The sequence below is a fragment of the Bacillus sp. FSL E2-8868 genome (assembly GCF_038005505.1).
GTDB lineage: Bacteria > Bacillota > Bacilli > Bacillales > Bacillaceae_G > Bacillus_A > Bacillus_A mycoides.
In genome coordinates, this window is the sequence record NZ_JBBOTI010000001.1 from 537,281 (window position 1) to 559,163 (window position 21,883).

Below are 21,883 nucleotides of genomic sequence, written 5' to 3' on the forward strand. Positions count from 1 at the left end.
GAGCATGAACTTTCGGCTTAGTAATAGAATATAGCGGAATGGTTATACTTATATTCTTCTGTTTTTTAATTATGCTAAAGGAACGATTTCGTTATCTTTAAGTGTAAGATGAAAATTAAAGGGATATGTAGCGTAGTTGAAGAAAATATATTATAATAAAAAATTGTGATAAAAACCTATATTTTACGTTTAGACTTTAATTTTTCAGAATAAACTAGGGATAGGATTTTCGAAAAAGACATGTATTTACGTTAAATCGACAAAATCTAGACAAGAAAACGCACATTATGGAAGGATTCACAGAAGGGATGTAGAATACAGAAATATGCAAAACATCAGATAAGATATTATTTGATGCAGATGCGTATCCCGTGAAGAATGCAATTGTGCAAGTTGGAACAAAATTTTATGTCGAAATTTTGTTTGTCGTATCCTATGCTCATCGTTCAAGAAAACAGCAAGGTAATTGGGTCTATGTAGATTCTGAGCAAGATGAAGTTGATTGTTATATTTATTAACATGCAAAAGCTACAGATCACATGATCATACAGGCTATAGTGCTTCTTGCTAGTCTTCTTGTGAAAAAGGAGTATATGTATTGTCTCCAGGAGATACATTTGTAACAGATGAGCAAATGTATACAATTTTATATAGTAGTATGTATCTGCGAATTTACGCAGACTGGGGACTTATACGAAAGGTCCAAAATCGTTTACACAATGTGATCGACAGTACTTTCTAACAAATTTAGAAAAATATTGTCGAATTATAAAGGAATCTTTTAATTTATATCGAATACAAAATACGACACGGAGATGGAGTTATGGGGAACAGAATTCCTGAAGAAGTTGTTGAACAGATTCGGACATCATCCGATATTGTAGAAGTGATTGGTGAGTATGTTCAACTTAGAAAGCAGGGGCGTAACTATTTCGGCCTTTGTCCATTTCATGGTGAGAATTCTCCTTCATTCTCTGTTTCATCTGATAAGCAAATTTTTCATTGTTTCGGATGTGGAGAAGGTGGAAATGTATTTTCTTTTCTTATGAAAATGGAAGGACTTGCTTTCACAGAGGCTGTTCAAAAGCTTGGCGAAAGAAATGGAATTGCAGTTGCAGAATATACATCAGGGCAAGGACAACAACAACAAGAAGACATATCTGATGACACTGTCATCATGCAACAGGCTCATGAACTTTTGAAAAAGTATTATCATCATTTATTAGTAAATACAGAAGAAGGAAATGAAGCACTTTCATATTTATTAAAACGTGGTATTACAAAAGAGATGATTGAGAAATTTGAAATTGGTTATGCATCACAAGCTTGGGATGCAGCAACGAAAATTTTACAAAAAAGAGGTTTGTCGCTATCTAGTATGGAACAGGCTGGCCTTCTTGTAAGAAGTGAGAAGGATGGCAGTCATTATGACCGCTTCCGCGGAAGAGTTATGTTTCCGATTTATACTTTACAAGGTAAGGTGATAGCGTTTAGTGGAAGGGCATTAGGAGATGACACTCCGAAATATTTGAATAGTCCTGAAACACCGATTTTTTACAAAAGTAAGCTGTTGTATAATTTCCACCAAGCAAGGCCGTTTATTAGAAAACGTGGGCAGGTTGTCCTTTTTGAAGGTTATGCCGATGTACTAGCCGCGGTGAAAAGTGGTGTGGAAGAAGCTGTTGCGACAATGGGAACAGCTTTAACCGAAGAACAAGCGAAACTTCTGCGACGTAACGTTGAAACTGTTGTTCTTTGCTATGATGGTGATAAAGCAGGGCGAGAAGCGACGATGAAAGCAGGGCAATTACTATTGCAAGTTGGTTGCCAAGTGAAAGTTACATCCTTGCCAGATAAGCTTGACCCTGATGAATATGTGCAACAATATGGGACAACCGCTTTTGAAAATCTTGTGAAATCAAGTATAAGTTTTGTTGGTTTCAAAATAAATTATTTGCGTTTAGGGAAAAATTTGCAAGATGAGTCTGGCAAAGAAGAATATGTAAAAAGTGTTTTAAAAGAGTTATCATTGCTACAGGATGCGATGCAGGCGGAATCATATTTAAAATCATTATCGCAAGAATTTTCGTATTCAATGGAAACACTTTTGAATCAATTGCACCAATATCGCAAAGAACAAAAGGTACAGCAAAAACAAATAAAGCAGGTTTCTAAGCCATCTCAAATTGTTCAAACGAAACCGAAATTAACAGGTTTTGAAAGGGCAGAAAGAGAAATTATTTACCATATGTTGCAAAGTGCAGAAGTGACAGTGCGTATGGAACCTCATATAGAAGATTTTTATACAGAAGAACATAAAGGGATTTTATATGAACTATACGCATATTATGAAAAGGGAAATGAACCTTCAGTCGGAACATTTTTAAGTTGGCTCTCTGATGAAAAGTTGAAAAATATTATTACTGATATTTCGACGGATGAATTTATTAATCCAGAGTACACAGAAGAAGCGTTACAAGGTCATTTGGAGGCGCTAAGACGCCATAAAGAAAAACTTGAAAAGATGGAAATTATCTTTAAAGTAAAACAAATGGAAAAAACAGATCCTGTAGAGGCTGCTAAATATTATGTGGCATATTTACAAAGTCAAAAAGCAAGAAAATAGCTTTTTCGATAAAGTTTTAGTATAATGAATGTTTGTATCTCGCGTAAGGAGGGGAACAGATGGCTGATAAACCAGCTCGTTCTAAACAAATTGAAACTGAAATGACCCTTGAGCAAGTGAAAGAACAACTCACTGAGCTCGGAAAAAAACGTGGCGTTCTTACATATGAAGAGATTGCAGAACGCATGAATGGATTTGAAATTGAATCCGATCAAATGGATGAATACTATGAATATTTAGGTGAACAAGGGATTGACTTAGTTGGTGACAATGACAACGACGAAGGTCCTAATAATCGTCAAATTACAAAAACGGAAGAAGAATTTGACCTTAATGATTTAAGTGTGCCGCCAGGTGTGAAAATCAATGACCCTGTTCGTATGTACTTAAAAGAAATTGGTCGTGTAGACTTACTATCTGCTGAAGAAGAAATTCGACTTGCGACACGTATTGAAGAAGGCGATGAAGAAGCAAAACGCCGTCTTGCAGAAGCAAACTTACGTCTTGTAGTAAGTATTGCAAAGCGCTACGTGGGCCGTGGTATGCTTTTCTTAGACTTAATCCAAGAAGGAAATATGGGTCTAATTAAGGCAGTTGAAAAGTTCGACTACCGTAAAGGTTTTAAATTTAGTACGTATGCAACTTGGTGGATTCGCCAAGCTATTACACGTGCGATTGCAGACCAAGCGCGAACAATTCGTATTCCAGTTCATATGGTTGAAACAATTAATAAGTTAATCCGTGTACAACGTCAATTATTACAAGATTTAGGACGCGAACCATCTCCTGAAGAGATTGGTGAAGAAATGGATCTTGCTCCAGAAAAAGTACGCGAAATCTTAAAGATTGCACAGGAGCCAGTTTCTCTTGAAACACCAATTGGTGAAGAAGACGACTCCCATTTAGGTGACTTTATCGAAGACCAAGAAGCAACATCGCCTGCGGACCATGCAGCGTATGAATTGCTAAAAGAACAATTAGAAGATGTGTTAGATACACTAACAGATCGTGAAGAAAATGTTCTGCGTCTTCGTTTTGGTTTAGATGATGGACGAACTCGTACGCTTGAAGAAGTTGGGAAAGTATTCGGCGTAACGAGAGAACGTATTCGTCAAATTGAAGCGAAAGCACTTCGCAAATTAAGACATCCAAGCCGTAGTAAGCGTCTTAAGGATTTCTTAGAATAGGCTACCTTTAAGTTTACTTCACTTTTGTGAAGTAAACTTTTTTGTTTTGTTAATTTTTGTTAAAATTTAGCTATCGGCAACGATTACAATTTCTTGTAATTTATTTTACAGAATTGTCTTTTGATTTGCAAATGCTCATTTTTCGATTTTTCGATTTATTTTGTTTATTATATACAAAATAATATGTAGAAAAGTAAAAAATATGATGAGAAACGTTAGTAATTATCGAAATAATATGCGATATAATAGTGAAAATCAATAAAATGAATTTACGGAATATTTTTAACAAGTAGTAGTTTGCTCTTTTCTGATAGGGCGTTTTCAAGTACAATATAAATGACTGAATCATCTAACTATTTAGCGGTATAGAGGGGGGAGAAGAGATATGAAACGTAATCCGTTGATTCCGTTCGCTCTTATTGCAGCATTAGGTATTATCGTTATGTTTGTATTTTCATTTCAGGGGCTAAATAAATCTAAAGAGTTAGCTGATGCAAAAAATGGTGGGAAACCAGCACAAACAGCATCAAAGCCAGAGGATATTGTAAAGCAAAGCTGTACGAGCTGTCATGGTGATCAGTTACAAGGAGCGGTAGGCCCTAATTTACAAAAAATTGGTGGGAAACTTTCAAAAGATGAAATTAAAGAAGTTATTTCAAAAGGAAAAGGAAATATGCCGCCAAATATAGTTCCAGCTGATCAAGCGGCAAAAGTAGCTGATTGGTTATCGAAGAAAAAATAAAGTATAGAAAAACAAGCCTTTTGCTTTTTGCAAAAGGCTTGTTTTTCTATACTATCTAAAATACGATTAGTAATAGAGAATTGAAGTATTGTTATGGACTTGCAACAACTACTATAAATTCATTATCATGGAGACAGACTGAGAAGAGAAGGAGTAATGGAAATACATGAATGAAGTAAAGCTTTCGAAACGATTAGAAGAAGTTGTGAGGGAGATTCCGGTAGGCTCTACAGTAGCTGATATTGGATCGGATCATGCGTATTTACCGTGTTATACAATTATAAATAATATTGCTACAAAAGCAGTTGCAGGAGAGGTTGTAGATGGACCGTTTTGCTCTGCACAAGCAACTGTAGCTGAAAGTGGCTTACAAGATAAAGTAGACGTTCGTAAAGGGAATGGATTAGCTGTTATAGTGCCAGGAGAAGTAGATGTTATTACGATTGCTGGTATGGGTGGAGCGTTAATTCGTGACATTTTAGAAAGTGGTAAAGAAAAATTAGAAGGTGTAACACGTTTAATCTTACAGCCGAATATTGCAGCACACTATATCCGTGAATGGTTTATTGAAAATGGATGGGAGCTTATCCGTGAGAAAATTGTAATAGAAGACGGAAAGATTTACGAGATTTTAGTCGGAGAGCGAGGAGATACAGCAGTACCTTACTCTGAAAATAAACAAGCTGAATTGTTTATGGGTCCATTTTTAATAAAAGAAAAAAGTGAAGCTTTTATTGAAAAGTGGGAAGGGGAATTGAAAAACTTCCAAAATATTTTAAAACAGTTAGAACGTGCAGCAGAGTCTGAAGAGACAAAAGCGAAGCGTGCAGAAGTAGAAGCGAAAATGAAAATGATAGGAGAGGTTTTATCATGAGTAAAATTCCGAATGGTCATGAAATTATTTCTTTGTTTGAAGGTATGTATCCGAAGCATTTAGCGATGGAAGGGGATAAGATTGGCTTACAGATTGGAGCGCTTAATAAACCTGTGCAGCACGTATTAATCGCGTTAGATGTAACTGAGGAAGTTGTGGACGAGGCGATCCAATTAGGAGCGAATATCATTATAGCGCACCATCCTTTAATCTTTAATCCATTAAAAGCGATTCATACAGATAAGGCGTACGGAAGAATTATTGAAACGTGTATTAAAAATGATATTGCGGTTTATGCCGCACATACAAATGTAGATATTGCTAAGGGCGGGGTAAATGATTTACTTGCTGATGCGTTAGGGTTACAAAATACAGAAGTATTAGCTCCTACATATGCAGAAGAAATGAAAAAAATTGTTGTATTTGTTCCAGTAACCCATGCAGAAGAAGTGCGCAAAGCTCTTGGAGATGCGGATGCAGGTCATATCGGTAATTATAGCCACTGTACGTTCGGTAGCGAAGGGGTAGGTACGTTTATCCCTCAAGAAGGTACAAATCCTTATATCGGAGAAACTGGGCAGTTAGAACGTGTGGAAGAGATACGTGTCGAAACGATTATTCCAGCTTCATTACAAAGAAAAGTTATTAAAGCGATGTTGGCAGCCCATCCATATGAAGAAGTGGCATATGATGTATATCCGCTTGATAATAAAGGTGAAACATTAGGTCTTGGTAAAATAGGGTATTTACAAGAAGAAATGACGCTTGAGCAGTTTGCTTTACATGTGAAACAATCATTACATGTAAAGGGTGCAAGAGTTGTTGGGAAGTTAGATGATAAGGTGCGTAAAGTAGCTGTACTTGGTGGTGACGGTAATAAATATATAAACCAAGCGAAATTTAAAGGAGCAGATGTATATGTAACAGGTGATATGTATTATCATGTTGCTCACGATGCGATGATGATTGGTTTAAATATAGTCGATCCAGGACATAACGTTGAAAAAGTAATGAAGCAAGGTGTACAAAAACAATTGCAAGAAAAAGTAGATGTGAAGAAATTCAATGTACACATTCACGCTTCGCAGTTACATACAGATCCATTCACATTTGTATAAGAAAAATAAAAACCGTTGCTCATGTAGGCAACGGTTTTTATTATTGTTCTTTTTTCACTTTTACACGAGGTAGTATCTTTTGAAGTGGTACTTTTCGAATTCTGTCCCATGTAGCTGGATTCATTGGGTCATATTGATCTAAGAAAGCAATAACTTCTTTTGTAATTGGCGTTGGAGTAGAAGCACCTGCTGTAACAGCTACGTTTTCTACACCTTGTAGCCATTCTAATTGGATTTCACTTACGTCTGCAACGCGGTATGCTGTCGTACCAGCGATTTCTTGTGATACTTGTGCTAAACGGTTTGAGTTGTTACTTTTCGGATCACCGACAACAATTGTTAAATCTGCAACATCAGCTTGTTTAGCGACAGCTTCTTGGCGAACTTGAGTTGCTAAACAAATTTCCTTGTGGAATTCTGCTGTTGGGAATTTTTTCTGAATGTCCTCCATTAAATGTTGAACATCCCATTGACTCATTGTTGTTTGATTCGTAACTAAAATTTTATCCGTTGGAATTTCTAGTGTTTTTAAATCATCAGCTTTTTCGATAAGATGAACGATATCAGGTGCGATACCAACTGCGCCTTCTGGTTCTGGATGATTTTTTTTGCCGATATAAATGACATGGTATCCTTCAGCTTTCTTTGCTTCGATAAGGTCATGTGTTTTTGTAACATCTGGACAAGTTGCATCAATTGTCGTTAAACCTTTTTCTTTTGCACGTTGTTTAACTTCTGGAGAAACACCGTGTGCAGTGAAAATAACAGTACCAGAATCGATTTTATCTAAAATTTCTAATCGACTTGGACCGTCTAATGTAATGATGCCATCCTCTTCGAAAGCATCTGTGACATGCTTATTGTGAACAATCATACCTAAAATATAAATGGGTCTCGGTAATGATTTATCTAATGCGGCGTTACGTGCAATAACCATTGCGTCAACAACACCGTAGCAATAACCACGAGGGGAAATTTTAACAATCTTCATGTGAGTAATCCTCTCCTTCTAAACAAGGGATACTTTTGTGCATAGTCCATTACATTATAAAGGAGGAGTGGATAGAAAACAAAGGATTGTTACACATATAGTTTTGGTTTTGTTGCTGATTGTTGAACGGGTTCTTTCGGAACCTCTTTTTCTATTACCGGTTCAAGCACTATTTTTTTTCGTTTCCTTTTTGGAGGTGGAGGAGGTGGAGTTGCTACCTCAACCTGTTCTGTTGCATCTTCAGTTTGATTTTCTTCCGTACTTTTTCCAGAGGTGAGGATTTTAACAATGCTTGGTAGACTACGCATAATGGGACCGTACTGTTCGACAACAGGACCGACAGATTGCACGACTTGAGATACTTTTTCGATATTATTTATCATATTAGTTGGGTTCGAAATTAAATTTGAAAAAAAACTACCGATGCCGCTGCTAGATGCCGCTGCAGTTGTAGCTGACGCAGCACCACGTGTATCATTTGATTCATACATTTGAGGTGGTATCATCTGCTCTGGATATTGCTGCATGTATGGTTGATATTGTTGTGTATATTGTTGTTGGTATGGCTGTTGCTGTTGATATTGGGGCGGCGGTTGTTGGTGCATCATCGGTGGCCCTTCCATTTGTCGATAAGGAGGGACCATTTGCATGAAAGGTTCGGTTGGATCGTGTTTTTTAAAGAGTTTAGCAAGGAAACCTTTCTTTTTTTGAGCCATCGGTGGTAGTTGTGGAATCGGATATGGTGTGTAAGATTGTTGTCCTCGATTCGGATACATTTGTCTTATAGGGGATTTCGGAAACATGTGGGAAATCCTCCTTTCTTCAGTTAGGTATATACACATACAATATGCAATGGAAGGAAAGAAGGTTAGTTTTTGAGATAAAAACCTAAACTAAAGATGGATTTTACTTGTAGATTTCGATATAATGTAGACTTGACTGATTTGTGCGCAGTAGAAATTTTAGAAAGAAGGTGTAACTTATGACACTACAAACTTTTACACAGTATGATTTTAAACCATTTTTAATAGATGCAGTTCGTGAACTACGCTTTACAGAGCCAACAGGAATTCAAAAGAAAATTTTCCCGGTCGTGAAAAAAGGTGTGAGTATAATTGGACAATCCCAAACTGGTTCTGGGAAAACACATGCATACTTACTTCCTACATTAAACAGAATTGATGCAAGTCGTGAAGAGGTACAACTTGTTATTACAGCGCCTACTCGTGAGTTAGCACAACAAATTTACGAAGAAATTGTGAAACTAACAAAGTTCTGTGCAGAAGATCAAATGATTACAGCACGCTGTTTAATTGGTGGAACTGATAAACAACGATCAATTGAAAAGTTGAAAAAACAACCTCATATTGTAGTTGGAACGCCAGGACGTATTAAAGATTTAGTAGAAGAAAAGGCGCTATTTGTTTATAAAGCGGATACTATTATTGTCGATGAAGCGGACTTAATGCTTGATATGGGATTCATTCAAGATGTAGATAAAATTGCGGCACGTATGCCTAAAAATCTGCAAATGTTAGTTTTCTCTGCAACAATTCCTCAAAAATTAAAACCATTTTTGAAGAAATATATGGAGAATCCAGAACATATTCATATTAATCCGAAGCAAGTTGCAGCAGGAAATATTGATCATTACCTTGTGCCTTCAAGACACCGTAATAAAACTGAATTAGTGAAAAATATGCTACTTCAATTTAAACCATATTTAGCAATTGTCTTTACAAACACAAAGAAGAAGGCTGACGAAGTAGCCGATGGATTAGCAGAACGTGGATTAAAAGTAGGGCGTATACACGGTGATTTATCACCACGTGATCGTAGAAAAATGATGAAACAAGTTCGTGATTTAGAGTTCCAATACATTGTCGCAACAGATTTGGCGGCACGTGGTATTGATATTGAAGGAATTAGCCATGTTATTAACTATGAACTTCCACCAGATTTAGATTTCTTCGTTCACCGTGTTGGAAGAACTGCACGTGCGGGTCATTCAGGTATTGCAGTGACGATTTATGATCCAGCAAATGAAGAAGCGTTAGATAGTTTGGAAAAACAACGTCATATCGAGTTTAAACATGTAGATTTACGCGGAGATGAATGGGCGGATTTAGGTGACCGTCGTCGTCGTAAGAGCCGTAAAAAACCAAGTGATGGACTAGATGTTATGGCAACAAAAGTTGTTAAGAAGCCGAAAAAAGTAAAACCAAACTATAAACGAAAACTTGCAACAGAACGTGACAAAGTGAAGAAAAAATATAGCAATAAAAAAAGATAAGGGATTTCCCTTATTTTTTTTTATCTCACTGCTTGAGAGAAAGTCGATTAATGTAGACTAATAATTAGTGCGAGGTAGAAAAAACGTTGACTAAAGTTTCGCTTTATTGGGTTAATTTAAGTATAGAGTTCAGATTGTTTGAATAGTCTGTTTGATTTATGTAGTGCCTTTTGTGTGAACAAACAATTCGCTACATATTTCTACAAATTATGCTATCATTATATCTATTGTATATTGAAGAGGTGATTGTATGTTAAAGATTGGATCTCATGTTTCTATGAGTGGTAAGAAAATGTTATTAGCAGCAAGTGAAGAGGCTGTTTCATACGGTGCAACGACGTTTATGATTTATACAGGTGCACCGCAAAATACACGAAGAAAACCAATTGAAGAATTGAACATAGAAGCAGGAAGAAAACATATGGAACTAAACGGTATTGAAGAAATTATCGTACATGCGCCATACATTATTAATCTTGGGAATACGACGAAGCCAGAAACATTCCAATTAGGTGTAGACTTCCTTCGCATGGAAATTGAAAGAACATCGGCATTAGGTGTAGCGAAACAAATCGTTCTTCACCCAGGTGCGCACGTTGGTGCAGGAGCGGATGCTGGTATTCAACAAATTATTAAAGGGCTTAATGAAGTATTAACGCCAGAGCAGACGGTTAACATTGCGTTAGAAACGATGGCAGGAAAGGGAACGGAATGCGGTCGTAGCTTTGAAGAAATTGCGAAAATTATTGATGGTGTGAAATATAATGAAAAACTATCTGTATGTTTTGATACGTGTCATACGCATGATGCAGGTTATGACCTTGTAAATGATTTTGACGGTGTGTTAAACGAATTTGATAAAATTGTTGGGATAAATCGTTTACAAGTACTTCATATTAACGATAGCAAAAATGTACGCGGAGCTGGAAAAGACCGTCATGAAAATATTGGTTTTGGTCATATTGGCTATAAGGCATTGCATCACATTGTGCATCACCCACAACTTACGCACGTACCAAAAATTCTTGAAACGCCGTATGTAGGTGAAGATAAAAAAGATAAGAAGCCACCATATAAATTAGAAATCGAAATGCTGAAAAATGGTACTTTTGATGAAGGAATTCTTGAAAAAATTAAAGCACAATAAGGAGGGGATTTTCCCCTCCTTATTTTAATAGCTGCTGAAATAAAATATTTACTTGTTGGGCAGTGGCAGGAGTAGTTACTTTAGCGATTTGTTTTAACAAATCTAGTCGCTCGGTATTATCGTAAATGTTAATGTTTTTCCCTTTCATAAGTAAAACGATTTTATCAGCTTGTGCAGTTGTGATTGGAACTTCGTATTCTTTACTATATTTCAATAGTTCTTTTGTAGAAATATGATTTAATTTTTTGTTCACAATTTGTTTAATGAGGTTCATCGTGTTGTCCTCCTTCACACGTTCTTCTATCGAAATATATGTACGCATAGCTTGTACATATTCGTATCAAGGTGCATTTTTTCAATGGGGAAAAGAAGCTTATGTTATAATATAAGAACAAAACTATAGATAAAGAGTATAAGGAGGACTTATGGAAAAAAAGCAACATCGAAAAGAAAGTGTTATTCATCTTGTATATCGTTTAGTTATGATTGTCTTTGGGGCAGCGTGTGCGGCGGTAGCGATTGAACTGTTTTTAATGCCAAATAAAATTATTGATGGTGGAATTATTGGTATTTCTCTTATATTAGATTATCTTACTCCTAATATTTGGTGGTTAAGCTTTTCTACTTTAGTTGTTATCCTCAACATTCCTTTTATGTACTCCGGGTATAAGCAAATTGGAAAAACATTCATGTTATCTTCAGCATTTGGAATTGTAGCTTTAGCATTTATTGAATCAACGTTGCATGCTATTCCGCCATTTACAACAGAGCCGATTTTAGCAACAGTTTTCGGCGGTCTTATTTTAGGAATTGGTGTAGGACTTGTTATTCGTCATGGTGGATCGTTAGACGGGACCGAGATTATGGGGATTCTATTAACGAAGAAATTACCGTTTTCTGTTGGTGAATTCGTAATGTTTGTGAACTTATTCATTTTTGCATGGGCAGCATTTGTTTTTGGTGTTGAACAAGCGATGTATTCTGTTATGACGTACTATATCGCATTCAAAACAATTGATACGGTAATTCAAGGATTAGACGAAACGAAAGCAGTTTTAATAGTATCGGATCAATATGAGGAAGTATCAAATGCGATTTTACACCGCCTTGGTCGTGGAACAACAAAACTTGTTGCTAAAGGTGGCTATACAGATAAAGAAAAAGAAGTTATTTATGCAGTTGTAACACGTCTGGAAGTGACGAAGTTAAAATCAATTGTGCATGAAATTGATGAAAACGCATTTGTTACGATTATGAATACACAAGAGACAAATGGTGGTAAGTTTAAATCAGCAATTCACTAAAAAGTTAATTGTAATATCTTTTGAAAGCAGAGAATTCTTCTCTGCTTTTTGTTATAATAATAAGGTTTCTTGAAATAAAGAATATATTTTAGGCAGATTGGTTTACAACTATAATAAGCTGTACTATAATTCAAATAGAGATAAATCGGAATCATTCTGAATTAAAATAGGTGAGATGCTATGAATAATATATTGGAAATAGAAGGATTAACGTTTCGGTATGAAGATCGCAACGTGTTAGAAGATATTAATTTGCAAGTTCCGAAGGGAGCTTTTTTAGGTTTAGTTGGACCGAATGGTTCAGGGAAATCGACTTTACTTAAATGCTTATTGGGTGTTTTAAAACCAAAGCAAGGAAGTATTAGATTGTTTGGCATTGATAGTAAGAAATTTAAAGAGTGGAATAAAGTTGGTTATGTATCCCAAAAGGCAAGTAGCTTTAACTCAGGTTTCCCGGCAACTGTTTTCGAGGTTGTTTCAATGGGGCTCGTTTCGAAAAAAGGGCTTTTTCGCTTTTTTACGAAAGACGATAATGCGAAAGTAGAAAAAGCGATTGCTGATGTAGGTATGAGCGAGTTTCGAGGTCGCAACATTGGAGAACTTTCTGGTGGACAACAACAGCGTGTATTTATTGCTCGTGCACTTGTAAGTGATCCGGAATTGCTTATTTTGGACGAGCCTACTGTTGGGATTGATGTGAAAAATGTGGCAAGTTTTTATGAGATACTAGAGGATTTAAACAAAAGATTGGGAATTACGTTAATTCTTGTTACGCACGATATGGGTGCTGTAACAGAGAAGGTGACGCATGTTGCATGTTTGAATCAGCATTTACATTTCCATGGGAATGTAGAGAAATTCCGAGAGTTAGAAGATGCAGAAATGTCGATTTTATATGGACATCATGTTCATCGCTTAGAACATGAACATGGGCATCACGGGAGGATATAATGATACAGGATTTTTTACAATATGATTTTTTACGTAATTCCTTATACGCTGGTATTTTAATAGGGCTTGTCGCACCACTTATCGGCGTGTTCGTTGTAATTCGCCGCATGTCGCTTATTGCGGATGCATTAAGTCATGTGACGTTATCAGGAATTGCAGCAAGTTTATTACTTGAAAAGACAATCTTTACCGGTGGGTTTTTAAACCCTTTATATATGGGGATGTTTTTTTCAATCGGTGGAGCATTGCTAATTGAAAAATTACGTACTGTATATAAACATTATCAAGAGTTAGCAATCCCGATTATACTTTCAGCAGGGATGGGGATTGGAGTTATCTTCATCTCACTTGCTAATGGATTCAATACGGATTTATTTAGTTATTTATTTGGTAGTGTAAGTGCTGTAACAAGTGCGGATTTAATTATTATTGGTATAGTAGCAATTGTTGTTATTGCGACGATTGTTTTATTATACAAAGAGTTGTTTTTACTATCATTTGATGAGGAATACGCTGTATCAACCGGTTTAAGTGCAAAGTGGATTCACTTTATCTTCATTATATTAGTTGCTCTTGTAATTGCGGTATCAATGCGTGTTGTAGGTGTTCTTCTCGTATCATCTTTAATGACGTTACCAGTTGCAGCAAGTATTCGTATTGCAAAAGGATTTAAACAAACAATTTTCTTTTCCATTTTATTTGGTGAAATTGCAGTAATTGGTGGAATGTTTGCTTCGTATCAACTTGATTTAGCTCCAGGTGGTACAATTGTTATGATAGCGGTTCTTATTTTAATTGGTGCAATTTTATGGAAAAAGAAAAAAACTGCATAAAGTAGGGATAGGTATGAATCTAACAGAAGCTTTACGCCTAATGAAGGAAAAGGGATACAAACATACAGGGAAAAGGGAAGAGATGCTGAGATTATTCGCAGCTCATAATCGTTATTTAACTGCGAAAGATGTTTTAGAGCATATGAAGGGTGATTATCCAGGACTTAGTTTTGATACGATTTATCGTAACTTAACGGTTTTTGCTGAAGTCGGTGTTTTAGAGCAAACGGAATTAAATGGTGAAAAGCATTTCCGTTTTACATGCTCCATTATGGAACATCATCATCATTTCATTTGTTTAGATTGTGGTGGTACGAAAGAGATTAATTCCTGCCCGATGGATTTTATGAATAAAGATTTTAAAGGTTATGAGGTAACGGGGCATAAGTTTGAAATATATGGTCGTTGCCCAAAATGTGCAAAATGAGAGGGCTCGTCAGTTATATAACTGACGAGTTTTTAATTTGAATGTAAAAAAAGGTTGCTCACAAAAATTGTGGCAACCTTCTTTTTATTGTTCTTGTTTTTCTTTTTCTCGTTCGGCAGCCATTTCAGCAGCGATTACATCAATTTCTTTTTTCAGTTCTTCTACCATTGTTTCTTCTGGTACTTTACGAACGACTTGCCCTTTACGGAATAATAAACCTTCTCCGCGTGCACCGGCAATACCGATGTCAGCTTCACGAGCTTCACCAGGACCGTTTACGGCACAGCCGAGTACTGCAACCTTAATTGGAACTTTAAGTGTGGAGATGTATTCTTCGACTTCATTAGCAATGCTAATTAGGTCGATTTCAATACGACCACAAGTTGGACAAGAAATAAGTGTTGCGGCATTAGATGCAAGACCGAATGATTTTAATAGTTCACGTGCAACTTTTACTTCTTCAACTGGATCAGCGCTTAAAGAGATACGAAGTGTATTTCCGATGCCTTTACTTAAAATTGCTCCAAGACCGGCGGCGCTTTTTACAGTCCCAGCAAACAATGTTCCTGATTCTGTAATACCTAAATGTAATGGATAATCAAAAGCGCGAGCAGCTTTTTCGTATGCTTCAATTGCTAAGTTAACATCAGAGGCTTTCATTGATACGATAATATCGTGGAAATCTAAGTCCTCTAAAATTTTAATATGGTGCAGTGCGCTCTCGACCATACCATCAGCAGTTGGATATCCATACTTTTCTAAAATATGACGTTCTAATGAGCCGGCATTTACACCGATACGGATTGGAATGCCACGCTCTTTCGCTGCATTTACAACAGCTTCTACTTTATGGCGACGTCCAATGTTACCTGGATTGATACGTACTTTATCAATGCCGCCTTCGATTGCTTTTAAAGCAAGGCGGTAATCAAAATGAATATCAGCAACAAGTGGAATGTTGATTTGTTTTTTAATATCAGCAATAGCATTTGCTGCGCGTTCGTCTGGAACAGCAACACGAACAACTTGACAGCCAGCTTCTTCTAAACGTTTAATTTCAGCAACTGTAGCCTCAACATCATGCGTTTTTGTTGTCGTCATACTTTGTATAATTAATTCATTGTTACCGCCAATTGTTAAATTACCGACTTTAACTGGACGTGTTTTTGTGCGTTGAGTCATTTCATTCACGAATTGATCGCTCTCCTTATAAAAGAAGTTTCTTATTTTAGTCCCTTACATCAATGATAGTATGTGTGAGAAAGGGCTATAGAAACCAAAGTACTCGGTTTCACTTTTACTATTGTATCAGCGCCTTTATGTAATTGACAAGGATTAAGTGATTGCTTATTGATATAAGGGGAATTTATAAGACTTTCCAACTTGGATTTTTGTAGCAGATGTATTTTTATTTAATTGCTTAAAATCATCAATTACTTTTTCAATAGAAGGAATTTTTTTCTTATTAATCGCTTCTGTAATAGAAAGAACGGTATCGCCAGTTTTTACTTCGATTGCTTTATAAGCTGTATCCGTTTCTTTTTCTTTTTCTGTTTCTTTCTCTTTATTTTGTTTTGTATCTGTATTTTCTTTTTTTATCGTTTGGGCAGCAGATGTTTTTTTGTATGAACTTAACATCGGTAAAGTACCGATTTTTATGTCGTAATAAAATATATAACCGAGGACAAGCACGAATAAGAGTACACCTAATCTCTTCATATCCTTCACTCCTTTGCTAGGAATATATGCTTGTCCAAAAAAAAAATGCCTATTTAGGCATTTTTTATAGTTCTTGTTTTTCTTTCGGCTTTGGAACTTCTTTAATTGTTAAGTATAGAACGATTAAAACAACTGCAATGTAAATGAATGTTGCGCCAGGTACGTTTATTTTGAATAAATCCATAATCATAAAGAAGATTGTTGGAATTGTGTAGCTGTAAGCAGTTAATGTCCAAACTTGTTTATAAGATAATTTGCGTTGACCGCTCATCGCAGAACCGATGAAGGCAAGCAATGTAACTCCTACAAAGGTAATAAATAATTGGAACAAGTACAGTAAGAACCCAATAACGAATAATAAGATTGGATAAATACTGTCAAATAACGAAATGAAATCTTGTAAATCTTTTTTCTCAAGAGATGCGCCTAATAAGTCATTATAGGAGTATGTTTGTGTTTGACCATTCCCCATGGAGACTACTTTATCTTTTAAAACAAATAAACCTGTTTTATTTTGATATTTTTCTAAGTCTGTTGAATTTGGATCAAATACGAAAAGGGCATTTCCATCTTCTTTTTCGATAGGTTGATCAATATCAGCTGTTAGCTCGCCATTTTCAATTTTAAAATCAGGTAAATCTTTTTCGATTACTTTATTTACCATGTTAACACCATCTTGAATAACGCTACCGTACAAGAAAGTTCTTGGAATAGTAGTGATTAGGCAAAGAAGCATAATATACAAAATGGTTTTACCGATTTTTTGAAAACGGAAAAGCGCCATATCTTTAGGCGAATATACGCTTTTTGCTAGCTGTGTAAAAATGGACATAGATTCACTTCCTTTATGTATGTATAAAATCATTGTAACGTACGAATCTAGAGAAGCTCAAGATATATTATATTTACATATAGTAGAGAGGACTAAATTCCTTCTTATTAATTTACTTCTTTTAGTAGAGAAAAATACAATTGACACTTTTCTTTCGTATATGGTAAATTTATCTTACATTTTTCAAACGATATACCTGATTGGAATTTAGTTGTTTTTAATGGTACATACATAATCGTGGACCCTTAGCTCAGTTGGTTAGAGCAGACGGCTCATAACCGTCCGGTCGTAGGTTCGAGTCCTACAGGGTCCATATCCATTTCATATGTTTATTATGTCAGCAGGAAGCTTCCTTGTAGAAGGAAGCTTTTTTTCGGAATATATGAGCATTTTAATTGAAAAGAAGTGGGAATTTTGCTACTTTAATGATAGCAAGACAAAGCGATTTATTTGTTTGCACCCTATGGCAATTAGGGTAGAATGAAGTTGTATGTCACTTAAGTGGCAATACATAAACCGGGAGGAATATAACAATGGCAAAACACGAATTACCAAATTTACCTTATGCGTATGATGCTTTAGAACCTCACTTTGATAAAGAAACAATGAACATCCATCATACAAAACATCACAACACGTATATTACAAACTTAAACGCTGCTTTAGAAGGTCATGCAGAATTAGCTGACAAAAGCGTTGAAGAATTAGTTGCAAACTTAAACGAAGTACCTGAAGCAATCCGTACAGCAGTACGTAACAATGGTGGCGGACATGCTAACCATACATTCTTCTGGACAATCCTATCTCCAAACGGCGGGGGACAACCAGTAGGCGAACTTGCAACTGCGATTGAAGCGAAATTCGGTAGCTTCGATGCATTCAAAGCAGAATTCGCAAAAGCTGGCGCAACTCGCTTCGGTTCTGGTTGGGCTTGGTTAGTAGTAAACAATGGTGAGTTAGAAGTAACAAGCACTCCAAACCAAGATTCTCCTCTAACTGAAGGTAAAACTCCAGTTATCGGTTTAGATGTTTGGGAGCATGCTTACTACTTAAATTACCAAAACCGTCGTCCTGACTACATCGGTGCATTCTGGAACGTTGTAGATTGGAACGTTGCTGAAAAACTTTACCAAGAAGCAAAATAATTAAAGTTAATACAGCTAGAAAAAAGCTAGGGGGTTTTCTCCTAGCTTTTTTCTATGTTCTCCTTTTACATAATTGAGCTTGTCTTTGGAAGACTAGAACATGAAGTAAAGGAGAGTTGTGTATGAAGTGGAAACATGTAATCGGTGATGTTGAAGTGAATCGGGATTTAGTATTATTGCTCGTTATAGGAGGTTTATACACGCTCGCAATTTCTTTATCGAATACGTTTGTAAACATTTATTTATGGAAGCAAACACAAAATTATGTGAATCTGGGCTTGTATAATTTGGCCAGCGTTGTATTGCAGCCTCTAACATTTCTTGTGGGCGGGAAATTAGCGAAACGTATTGATCGCTCGATTTTATTGAGAATCGGTGTAGGCACGTTAGCTGTTTTTTTTATCGTCGTTTTAGTAGCGGGAAAAAGTGCATCTCACTATATTTTATTAATGGGAGCCCTTTTAGGAGTTGGTTATGGTTTTTATTGGCTCGCTTTTAACTTGTTGACATTTGAGATTACAGAACCAGAAACAAGAGATTTTTTTAACGGTTTTCTAGGACTTCTTACATCGTTCTCTGGAATGATTGGACCGATAGCAGCAGGATATACAATTTCACGTATGGAAAAATGGAGTGGTTATACTGTCGTTTTCTTCCTCTCGTTAATGCTATTTGCGGTTGCAGTCGTTCTAAGCTTTTTTTTATCGAAGAGGGAATGTGAAGGACGCTATGAAATTGTGCAAGTATTGAAAGAGCGGCAAGTTGATGAAAACTGGGGAAGAATTACGCGCGCTCATTTCTTCCAAGGTTTGAGAGAGGGAACGTTTATTTTCGTTATTTCGGTATATGTCTATTTAGCATCTGGTAGCGAGTTAGCACTAGGGAAATATAGTTTAGTGAATTCTGCAGTATCATTTGTATGCTATTATTTAGTTGCTCGTATGTTAAAGAAAGAATGGCGAAAAAAAGCAATTTTACTTGGTGGCATTATTTTATATGCGGTCGTATTTTTAGTTATTTTTAATGTTACATATACGAAATTACTTATTTATGCAGCATGTATTGCGGTTGCATATCCGATTTTACTCGTTCCGTACGGCTCAATGACATACGATGTAATTGGTAGAGCAAAACAGGCGAGAGAATGGCGTGTAGAATATATAGTGGTCAGGGAATTATGGTTAAATGCCGGAAGAATTTGTTCCATTTTAAGTTTTTTATGTGCTGTCATATTTTTTCCGCCTGAAAAAAGTTTACCTTTCTTACTATGTATTTTAGGAGCTGGACATTTTCTTATTTATTTTGCAGTTAAAAATGTCAAATATGATGAGGGAAATGTGAACAAAACCAGCGCTGTAGCGCAAGGAAGCACGCAGAATCAAACTGAACCAGAAGGTTAACTTATCGTTTGTTTTATGCTAGAATAGAAAAAGATGTAAGACAGCAGTGAGGGCACCTGTATGAAGGTGTCCCTTTCACATTACATAGCTGTTGGTAGAGGGGGTTTGTATGAGCAAGAAGCAGAAAAAGAACCAGACAAAGACAAAAACCCACGTTCCCTTTCGGTTAAACGTGTTGTTTTTTTGCGTGTTTTTAATGTTCTCCGCGGTTATTGTAAGGCTTGGATACGTACAAATTGTTCGTGGTGAGGAATATAAAAATGAAGTTGAGAAAAAAGAAAATTCAACGATAAGTAATCCTGTACCACGCGGGAAAATATTTGATCGTAATGGAGAAGCGGTCGTAGATAATGAGCCTATTCGTACAATTACATTTACAAAAATGAAGGGATCAACTGCAGAGGATCGCTTAGAAACGGCGAAAAAGTTAGCAGATTTAATTGAGGTCCCAACAGATAAGTTAACAGATCGCGATAAAAAAGATTATTGGCTTGCTTTACATAAAGAAGAAGCAAAAGCAAAAATCACAAAAAAAGATCGTGAAGAGCTTAAAATGAATAAAATTGACGATAAAGAACTAGATGAACGTCAACGAAATCGTGTAACAGAAGAAGAGACTAATCAACTGTCAGCAAAAGATTTAGAAATATTGGCGATCAAAAGTAAGATGGAAAGCGGATATGCAATGACGCCGCAAATCGTTAAAAAAGGTGCAACAGAAGAAGAATACGCGATTATTAGTGAAAATTTAGCGAAATTACCAGGTGTAGATACAAATGTTGACTGGGAGCGAAAATATAAGTATGATGATATGTTCCGAAGTGTACTTGGTGGTGTAACTTCTTCTGATGAAGGGTTACCGAAAGAGAGATTAGATTACTATCTTGTTCGCGATTATAATCGAAATGATAGAGTAGGAAAAAGTTATCTTGAACAGCAATATGAAGATAGTCTGCACGGTACGAAAGAAGAAGTGAAAAATATTACAGATAAAAACGGTAATATTTTAGAAACGATTAATGTATCGCAAGGACAACGAGGTAACGACCTGAACTTAACAATTGATATGGAATTACAGAAGCGTGTGGAAGATATTATCACCAAAAATTTAATGAAATTTAAAGGGGGAGAACCTCTTTTAGATCGGGCATTCGTTGTAATGATGAATCCGAAAAATGGTGAAGTTTTATCTATGGCTGGGAAACAATTAGTGAATGAAAATGGCGAAACGAAAGTGCAAGATTTCGCATTAGGAACGATGACAAGTGCTTATCCGATGGGATCGACTGTAAAAGGGGCGACAGTACTTACGGGATATCAAACAGGTGCGATTCAACCGGGTTCAGTTCAAGTCGATGAACCAATCGTATTAAAAGGAACGAAGAAAAAATCTTCTTGGAAGACGATGGGACCTATTAATGATTTGACAGCGTTAAAAATGTCTTCTAACGTATATATGTTTAAAACAGCGATGAATATCGCTGGTGTTCCATATGTTAGAGGTGGTACGTTAGATATACCACAAAAAGCATTTGATACGATGCGATACTATTACGGTCAGTTTGGACTTGGTGTAAAAACAGGTATTGATTTACCGAATGAATCTGCTGGACAAAGAGGTAGAACAGACAATATCCCAGGTTTCTTATTAGATTTATCAATTGGACAGTATGATACGTATACACCACTTCAATTAGCACAATATGTTTCAACAATTGCCAATGGTGGTTACCGTATGCAGCCGCAAGTTGTAAAGGAAATTCGTCAGCCATCGGCGAAGCCAGAGGAAGTTGGAAAAGTTGTTCAATCTATGGAACCGAAAGTATTAAATCGTATTGATATGCCTGAATCACAAATTAAACGTGTTCAAGAAGGATTTAGACAAGTATTTAACGATTCAGGTGGTACCGCTACAAAATACTTTGCAGGTGCAAAATATAAAGCTGCAGGGAAAACTGGTACAGCGCAAACTGTATATGGCGGAGATAAAGAGATTGGTAAAAAAGCAGATGGTCAGCGTGTGGAGACTTATAACTTAACATTAGTAGGTTATGCCCCGCTCGAAGATCCAGAAGTAGCATTCTCTGTTGTTGTTCCGTGGGTACATGATGATAAGACTGGTATTAATGGATATATTAGTCGTGAAATTATGGATGCTTACTTTGATTTGAAAAACCAAGAAATAAATGGTGAAGCTCCAAAAGATAATAAAAATCAAAAAGAAGATCAAGATGAAGAATAAAAAGGTTGTAAAAAAAGCACACTATCTGAAAAGATAGTGTGCTTTTTTTTAT

The 21,883-nt window shown here is 36.2% G+C and carries 21 protein-coding genes and 1 tRNA gene; 16 read left to right on the forward strand and 6 right to left on the reverse strand.

What is annotated here, in order from left to right:
• The first annotated feature begins 598 nt into the window (after nucleotides 1–598).
• The 6 genes from NSS74_RS02890 (at nucleotide 599) to NSS74_RS02915 (ending at nucleotide 6,547) form a co-directional block, all read left to right on the forward strand.
• Nucleotides 599–742 (forward strand): hypothetical protein, encoded by a 144-nt coding sequence (locus tag NSS74_RS02890; protein WP_162836445.1) that lies wholly within the window; start codon nucleotides 599–601, stop codon nucleotides 740–742.
• Between the two features lie 81 nt (nucleotides 743–823).
• Complete coding sequence (gene dnaG, locus NSS74_RS02895; protein ID WP_002015179.1) at nucleotides 824–2,626, forward strand: DNA primase; 1,803 nt, start codon at nucleotides 824–826, stop codon at nucleotides 2,624–2,626.
• Between the two features lie 59 nt (nucleotides 2,627–2,685).
• A complete protein-coding gene (gene rpoD, locus NSS74_RS02900) occupies nucleotides 2,686–3,813 on the forward strand; it encodes an RNA polymerase sigma factor RpoD (RefSeq protein ID WP_000764062.1) in 1,128 nt (375 codons plus the stop codon).
• A gap of 385 nt (nucleotides 3,814–4,198) precedes the next feature.
• Nucleotides 4,199–4,555 carry a cytochrome c550 gene (gene cccA, locus NSS74_RS02905; RefSeq protein ID WP_002129130.1) on the forward strand — a complete coding sequence of 119 codons (357 nt, stop codon included), beginning with the start codon at nucleotides 4,199–4,201 and terminating at the stop codon, nucleotides 4,553–4,555.
• 166 nt (nucleotides 4,556–4,721) lie between these two features.
• A complete protein-coding gene (locus NSS74_RS02910; protein ID WP_012261718.1) occupies nucleotides 4,722–5,429 on the forward strand; it encodes a tRNA (adenine(22)-N(1))-methyltransferase in 708 nt (235 codons plus the stop codon).
• Nucleotides 5,426–6,547, forward strand: coding sequence for a Nif3-like dinuclear metal center hexameric protein (locus tag NSS74_RS02915; RefSeq protein ID WP_002129128.1), 1,122 nt, complete (start codon nucleotides 5,426–5,428; stop codon nucleotides 6,545–6,547). The genes NSS74_RS02910 and NSS74_RS02915 overlap by 4 nt, the downstream gene beginning before the upstream one ends.
• A 40-nt stretch (nucleotides 6,548–6,587) precedes the next feature.
• On the opposite strand, the gene NSS74_RS02920 is transcribed toward NSS74_RS02915, so the two are convergent.
• Both NSS74_RS02920 and vrrA read right to left on the reverse strand, forming a co-directional pair.
• The gene (locus NSS74_RS02920; protein ID WP_002015175.1) at nucleotides 6,588–7,538 is read right to left on the reverse strand and encodes a 4-hydroxy-3-methylbut-2-enyl diphosphate reductase; all 951 of its coding nucleotides are present in this window, start codon (nucleotides 7,536–7,538) and stop codon (nucleotides 6,588–6,590) included.
• Nucleotides 7,539–7,627: 89 nt separating this feature from the next.
• On the reverse strand, nucleotides 7,628–8,341 hold the full coding sequence (gene vrrA / locus NSS74_RS02925; RefSeq protein ID WP_002138368.1) for a VrrA/YqfQ family protein: 714 nt from the start codon (nucleotides 8,339–8,341) through the stop codon (nucleotides 7,628–7,630).
• A gap of 179 nt (nucleotides 8,342–8,520) precedes the next feature.
• Between vrrA and NSS74_RS02930 the strand changes: the two genes are divergently transcribed.
• Together NSS74_RS02930 and NSS74_RS02935 are read left to right on the forward strand one after the other, a co-directional pair.
• Complete coding sequence (locus NSS74_RS02930; protein WP_002015172.1) at nucleotides 8,521–9,831, forward strand: DEAD/DEAH box helicase; 1,311 nt, start codon at nucleotides 8,521–8,523, stop codon at nucleotides 9,829–9,831.
• Between the two features lie 250 nt (nucleotides 9,832–10,081).
• Nucleotides 10,082–10,978, forward strand: a complete 897-nt coding sequence (locus NSS74_RS02935) for a deoxyribonuclease IV (protein WP_002088660.1) — start codon at nucleotides 10,082–10,084, stop codon at nucleotides 10,976–10,978.
• A gap of 19 nt (nucleotides 10,979–10,997) precedes the next feature.
• Here NSS74_RS02935 and NSS74_RS02940 read toward each other — a convergent pair whose 3' ends face one another.
• Nucleotides 10,998–11,252: a DUF2624 domain-containing protein gene (locus NSS74_RS02940; RefSeq protein WP_002088657.1), complete on the reverse strand. Its 255-nt coding sequence runs from the start codon at nucleotides 11,250–11,252 to the stop codon at nucleotides 10,998–11,000.
• A 151-nt stretch (nucleotides 11,253–11,403) separates the two neighbouring features.
• Here NSS74_RS02940 and NSS74_RS02945 point away from each other — a divergent pair, with 151 nt between their 5' ends.
• The 4 genes from NSS74_RS02945 (at nucleotide 11,404) to NSS74_RS02960 (ending at nucleotide 14,493) form a co-directional block, all read left to right on the forward strand.
• Nucleotides 11,404–12,282 carry a YitT family protein gene (locus tag NSS74_RS02945; RefSeq protein WP_002015168.1) on the forward strand — a complete coding sequence of 293 codons (879 nt, stop codon included), beginning with the start codon at nucleotides 11,404–11,406 and terminating at the stop codon, nucleotides 12,280–12,282.
• Between the two features lie 180 nt (nucleotides 12,283–12,462).
• Nucleotides 12,463–13,233, forward strand: a complete 771-nt coding sequence (locus NSS74_RS02950; protein WP_002015167.1) for a metal ABC transporter ATP-binding protein — start codon at nucleotides 12,463–12,465, stop codon at nucleotides 13,231–13,233.
• Complete coding sequence (locus NSS74_RS02955) at nucleotides 13,233–14,066, forward strand: metal ABC transporter permease (RefSeq protein WP_002015165.1); 834 nt, start codon at nucleotides 13,233–13,235, stop codon at nucleotides 14,064–14,066. Before NSS74_RS02950 ends, NSS74_RS02955 begins: the two co-directional genes overlap by 1 nt.
• Before the next feature lie 13 nt (nucleotides 14,067–14,079).
• Nucleotides 14,080–14,493, forward strand: a complete 414-nt coding sequence (locus tag NSS74_RS02960) for a Fur family transcriptional regulator (protein ID WP_002015164.1) — start codon at nucleotides 14,080–14,082, stop codon at nucleotides 14,491–14,493.
• An 84-nt stretch (nucleotides 14,494–14,577) separates the two neighbouring features.
• Here NSS74_RS02960 and ispG read toward each other — a convergent pair whose 3' ends face one another.
• From ispG to yqgB, 3 genes are all read right to left on the reverse strand, one after another.
• A complete protein-coding gene (gene ispG / locus NSS74_RS02965) occupies nucleotides 14,578–15,675 on the reverse strand; it encodes a flavodoxin-dependent (E)-4-hydroxy-3-methylbut-2-enyl-diphosphate synthase (protein WP_012261716.1) in 1,098 nt (365 codons plus the stop codon).
• A gap of 165 nt (nucleotides 15,676–15,840) precedes the next feature.
• Nucleotides 15,841–16,212, reverse strand: coding sequence for a hypothetical protein (locus NSS74_RS02970; RefSeq protein ID WP_002088653.1), 372 nt, complete (start codon nucleotides 16,210–16,212; stop codon nucleotides 15,841–15,843).
• Between the two features lie 64 nt (nucleotides 16,213–16,276).
• On the reverse strand, nucleotides 16,277–17,044 hold the full coding sequence (gene yqgB / locus NSS74_RS02975) for a protein YqgB (RefSeq protein WP_002034056.1): 768 nt from the start codon (nucleotides 17,042–17,044) through the stop codon (nucleotides 16,277–16,279).
• A 239-nt stretch (nucleotides 17,045–17,283) separates the two neighbouring features.
• Here yqgB and NSS74_RS02980 point away from each other — a divergent pair.
• The 4 genes from NSS74_RS02980 to NSS74_RS02995 all read left to right on the forward strand — a co-directional run bounded on the left by NSS74_RS02980 (nucleotide 17,284) and on the right by NSS74_RS02995 (nucleotide 21,831).
• Nucleotides 17,284–17,357: transfer RNA gene (locus tag NSS74_RS02980), tRNA-Ile, on the forward strand.
• A 220-nt stretch (nucleotides 17,358–17,577) separates the two neighbouring features.
• On the forward strand, nucleotides 17,578–18,189 hold the full coding sequence (gene sodA / locus NSS74_RS02985; protein WP_001052029.1) for a superoxide dismutase [Mn]: 612 nt from the start codon (nucleotides 17,578–17,580) through the stop codon (nucleotides 18,187–18,189).
• 122 nt (nucleotides 18,190–18,311) lie between these two features.
• Nucleotides 18,312–19,589 (forward strand): MFS transporter, encoded by a 1,278-nt coding sequence (locus NSS74_RS02990; RefSeq protein ID WP_002143153.1) that lies wholly within the window; start codon nucleotides 18,312–18,314, stop codon nucleotides 19,587–19,589.
• 109 nt (nucleotides 19,590–19,698) lie between these two features.
• Nucleotides 19,699–21,831, forward strand: coding sequence for a peptidoglycan D,D-transpeptidase FtsI family protein (locus tag NSS74_RS02995; RefSeq protein ID WP_002143152.1), 2,133 nt, complete (start codon nucleotides 19,699–19,701; stop codon nucleotides 21,829–21,831).
• Nucleotides 21,832–21,883 lie beyond the last annotated feature (52 nt).

What these genes read in the sequence shown, in the direction of transcription:
- dnaG (WP_002015179.1), top strand. Translation starts at nt 824, where the DNA reads ATGGGGAACAGAATTCCTGAAGAAGTTGTTGAACAGATTCGGACATCA.
- rpoD (WP_000764062.1), top strand. Translation starts at nt 2,686, where the DNA reads ATGGCTGATAAACCAGCTCGTTCTAAACAAATTGAAACTGAAATGACC.
- cccA (WP_002129130.1), top strand. Translation starts at nt 4,199, where the DNA reads ATGAAACGTAATCCGTTGATTCCGTTCGCTCTTATTGCAGCATTAGGT.
- NSS74_RS02910 (WP_012261718.1), top strand. Translation starts at nt 4,722, where the DNA reads ATGAATGAAGTAAAGCTTTCGAAACGATTAGAAGAAGTTGTGAGGGAG.
- NSS74_RS02915 (WP_002129128.1), top strand. Translation starts at nt 5,426, where the DNA reads ATGAGTAAAATTCCGAATGGTCATGAAATTATTTCTTTGTTTGAAGGT.
- NSS74_RS02920 (WP_002015175.1), bottom strand. Translation starts at nt 7,538, where the DNA reads ATGAAGATTGTTAAAATTTCCCCTCGTGGTTATTGCTACGGTGTTGTT.
- vrrA (WP_002138368.1), bottom strand. Translation starts at nt 8,341, where the DNA reads ATGTTTCCGAAATCCCCTATAAGACAAATGTATCCGAATCGAGGACAA.
- NSS74_RS02930 (WP_002015172.1), top strand. Translation starts at nt 8,521, where the DNA reads ATGACACTACAAACTTTTACACAGTATGATTTTAAACCATTTTTAATA.
- NSS74_RS02935 (WP_002088660.1), top strand. Translation starts at nt 10,082, where the DNA reads ATGTTAAAGATTGGATCTCATGTTTCTATGAGTGGTAAGAAAATGTTA.
- NSS74_RS02940 (WP_002088657.1), bottom strand. Translation starts at nt 11,252, where the DNA reads ATGAACCTCATTAAACAAATTGTGAACAAAAAATTAAATCATATTTCT.
- NSS74_RS02945 (WP_002015168.1), top strand. Translation starts at nt 11,404, where the DNA reads ATGGAAAAAAAGCAACATCGAAAAGAAAGTGTTATTCATCTTGTATAT.
- NSS74_RS02950 (WP_002015167.1), top strand. Translation starts at nt 12,463, where the DNA reads ATGAATAATATATTGGAAATAGAAGGATTAACGTTTCGGTATGAAGAT.
- NSS74_RS02955 (WP_002015165.1), top strand. Translation starts at nt 13,233, where the DNA reads ATGATACAGGATTTTTTACAATATGATTTTTTACGTAATTCCTTATAC.
- NSS74_RS02960 (WP_002015164.1), top strand. Translation starts at nt 14,080, where the DNA reads ATGAATCTAACAGAAGCTTTACGCCTAATGAAGGAAAAGGGATACAAA.
- ispG (WP_012261716.1), bottom strand. Translation starts at nt 15,675, where the DNA reads ATGACTCAACGCACAAAAACACGTCCAGTTAAAGTCGGTAATTTAACA.
- NSS74_RS02970 (WP_002088653.1), bottom strand. Translation starts at nt 16,212, where the DNA reads ATGAAGAGATTAGGTGTACTCTTATTCGTGCTTGTCCTCGGTTATATA.
- yqgB (WP_002034056.1), bottom strand. Translation starts at nt 17,044, where the DNA reads ATGTCCATTTTTACACAGCTAGCAAAAAGCGTATATTCGCCTAAAGAT.
- sodA (WP_001052029.1), top strand. Translation starts at nt 17,578, where the DNA reads ATGGCAAAACACGAATTACCAAATTTACCTTATGCGTATGATGCTTTA.
- NSS74_RS02990 (WP_002143153.1), top strand. Translation starts at nt 18,312, where the DNA reads ATGAAGTGGAAACATGTAATCGGTGATGTTGAAGTGAATCGGGATTTA.
- NSS74_RS02995 (WP_002143152.1), top strand. Translation starts at nt 19,699, where the DNA reads ATGAGCAAGAAGCAGAAAAAGAACCAGACAAAGACAAAAACCCACGTT.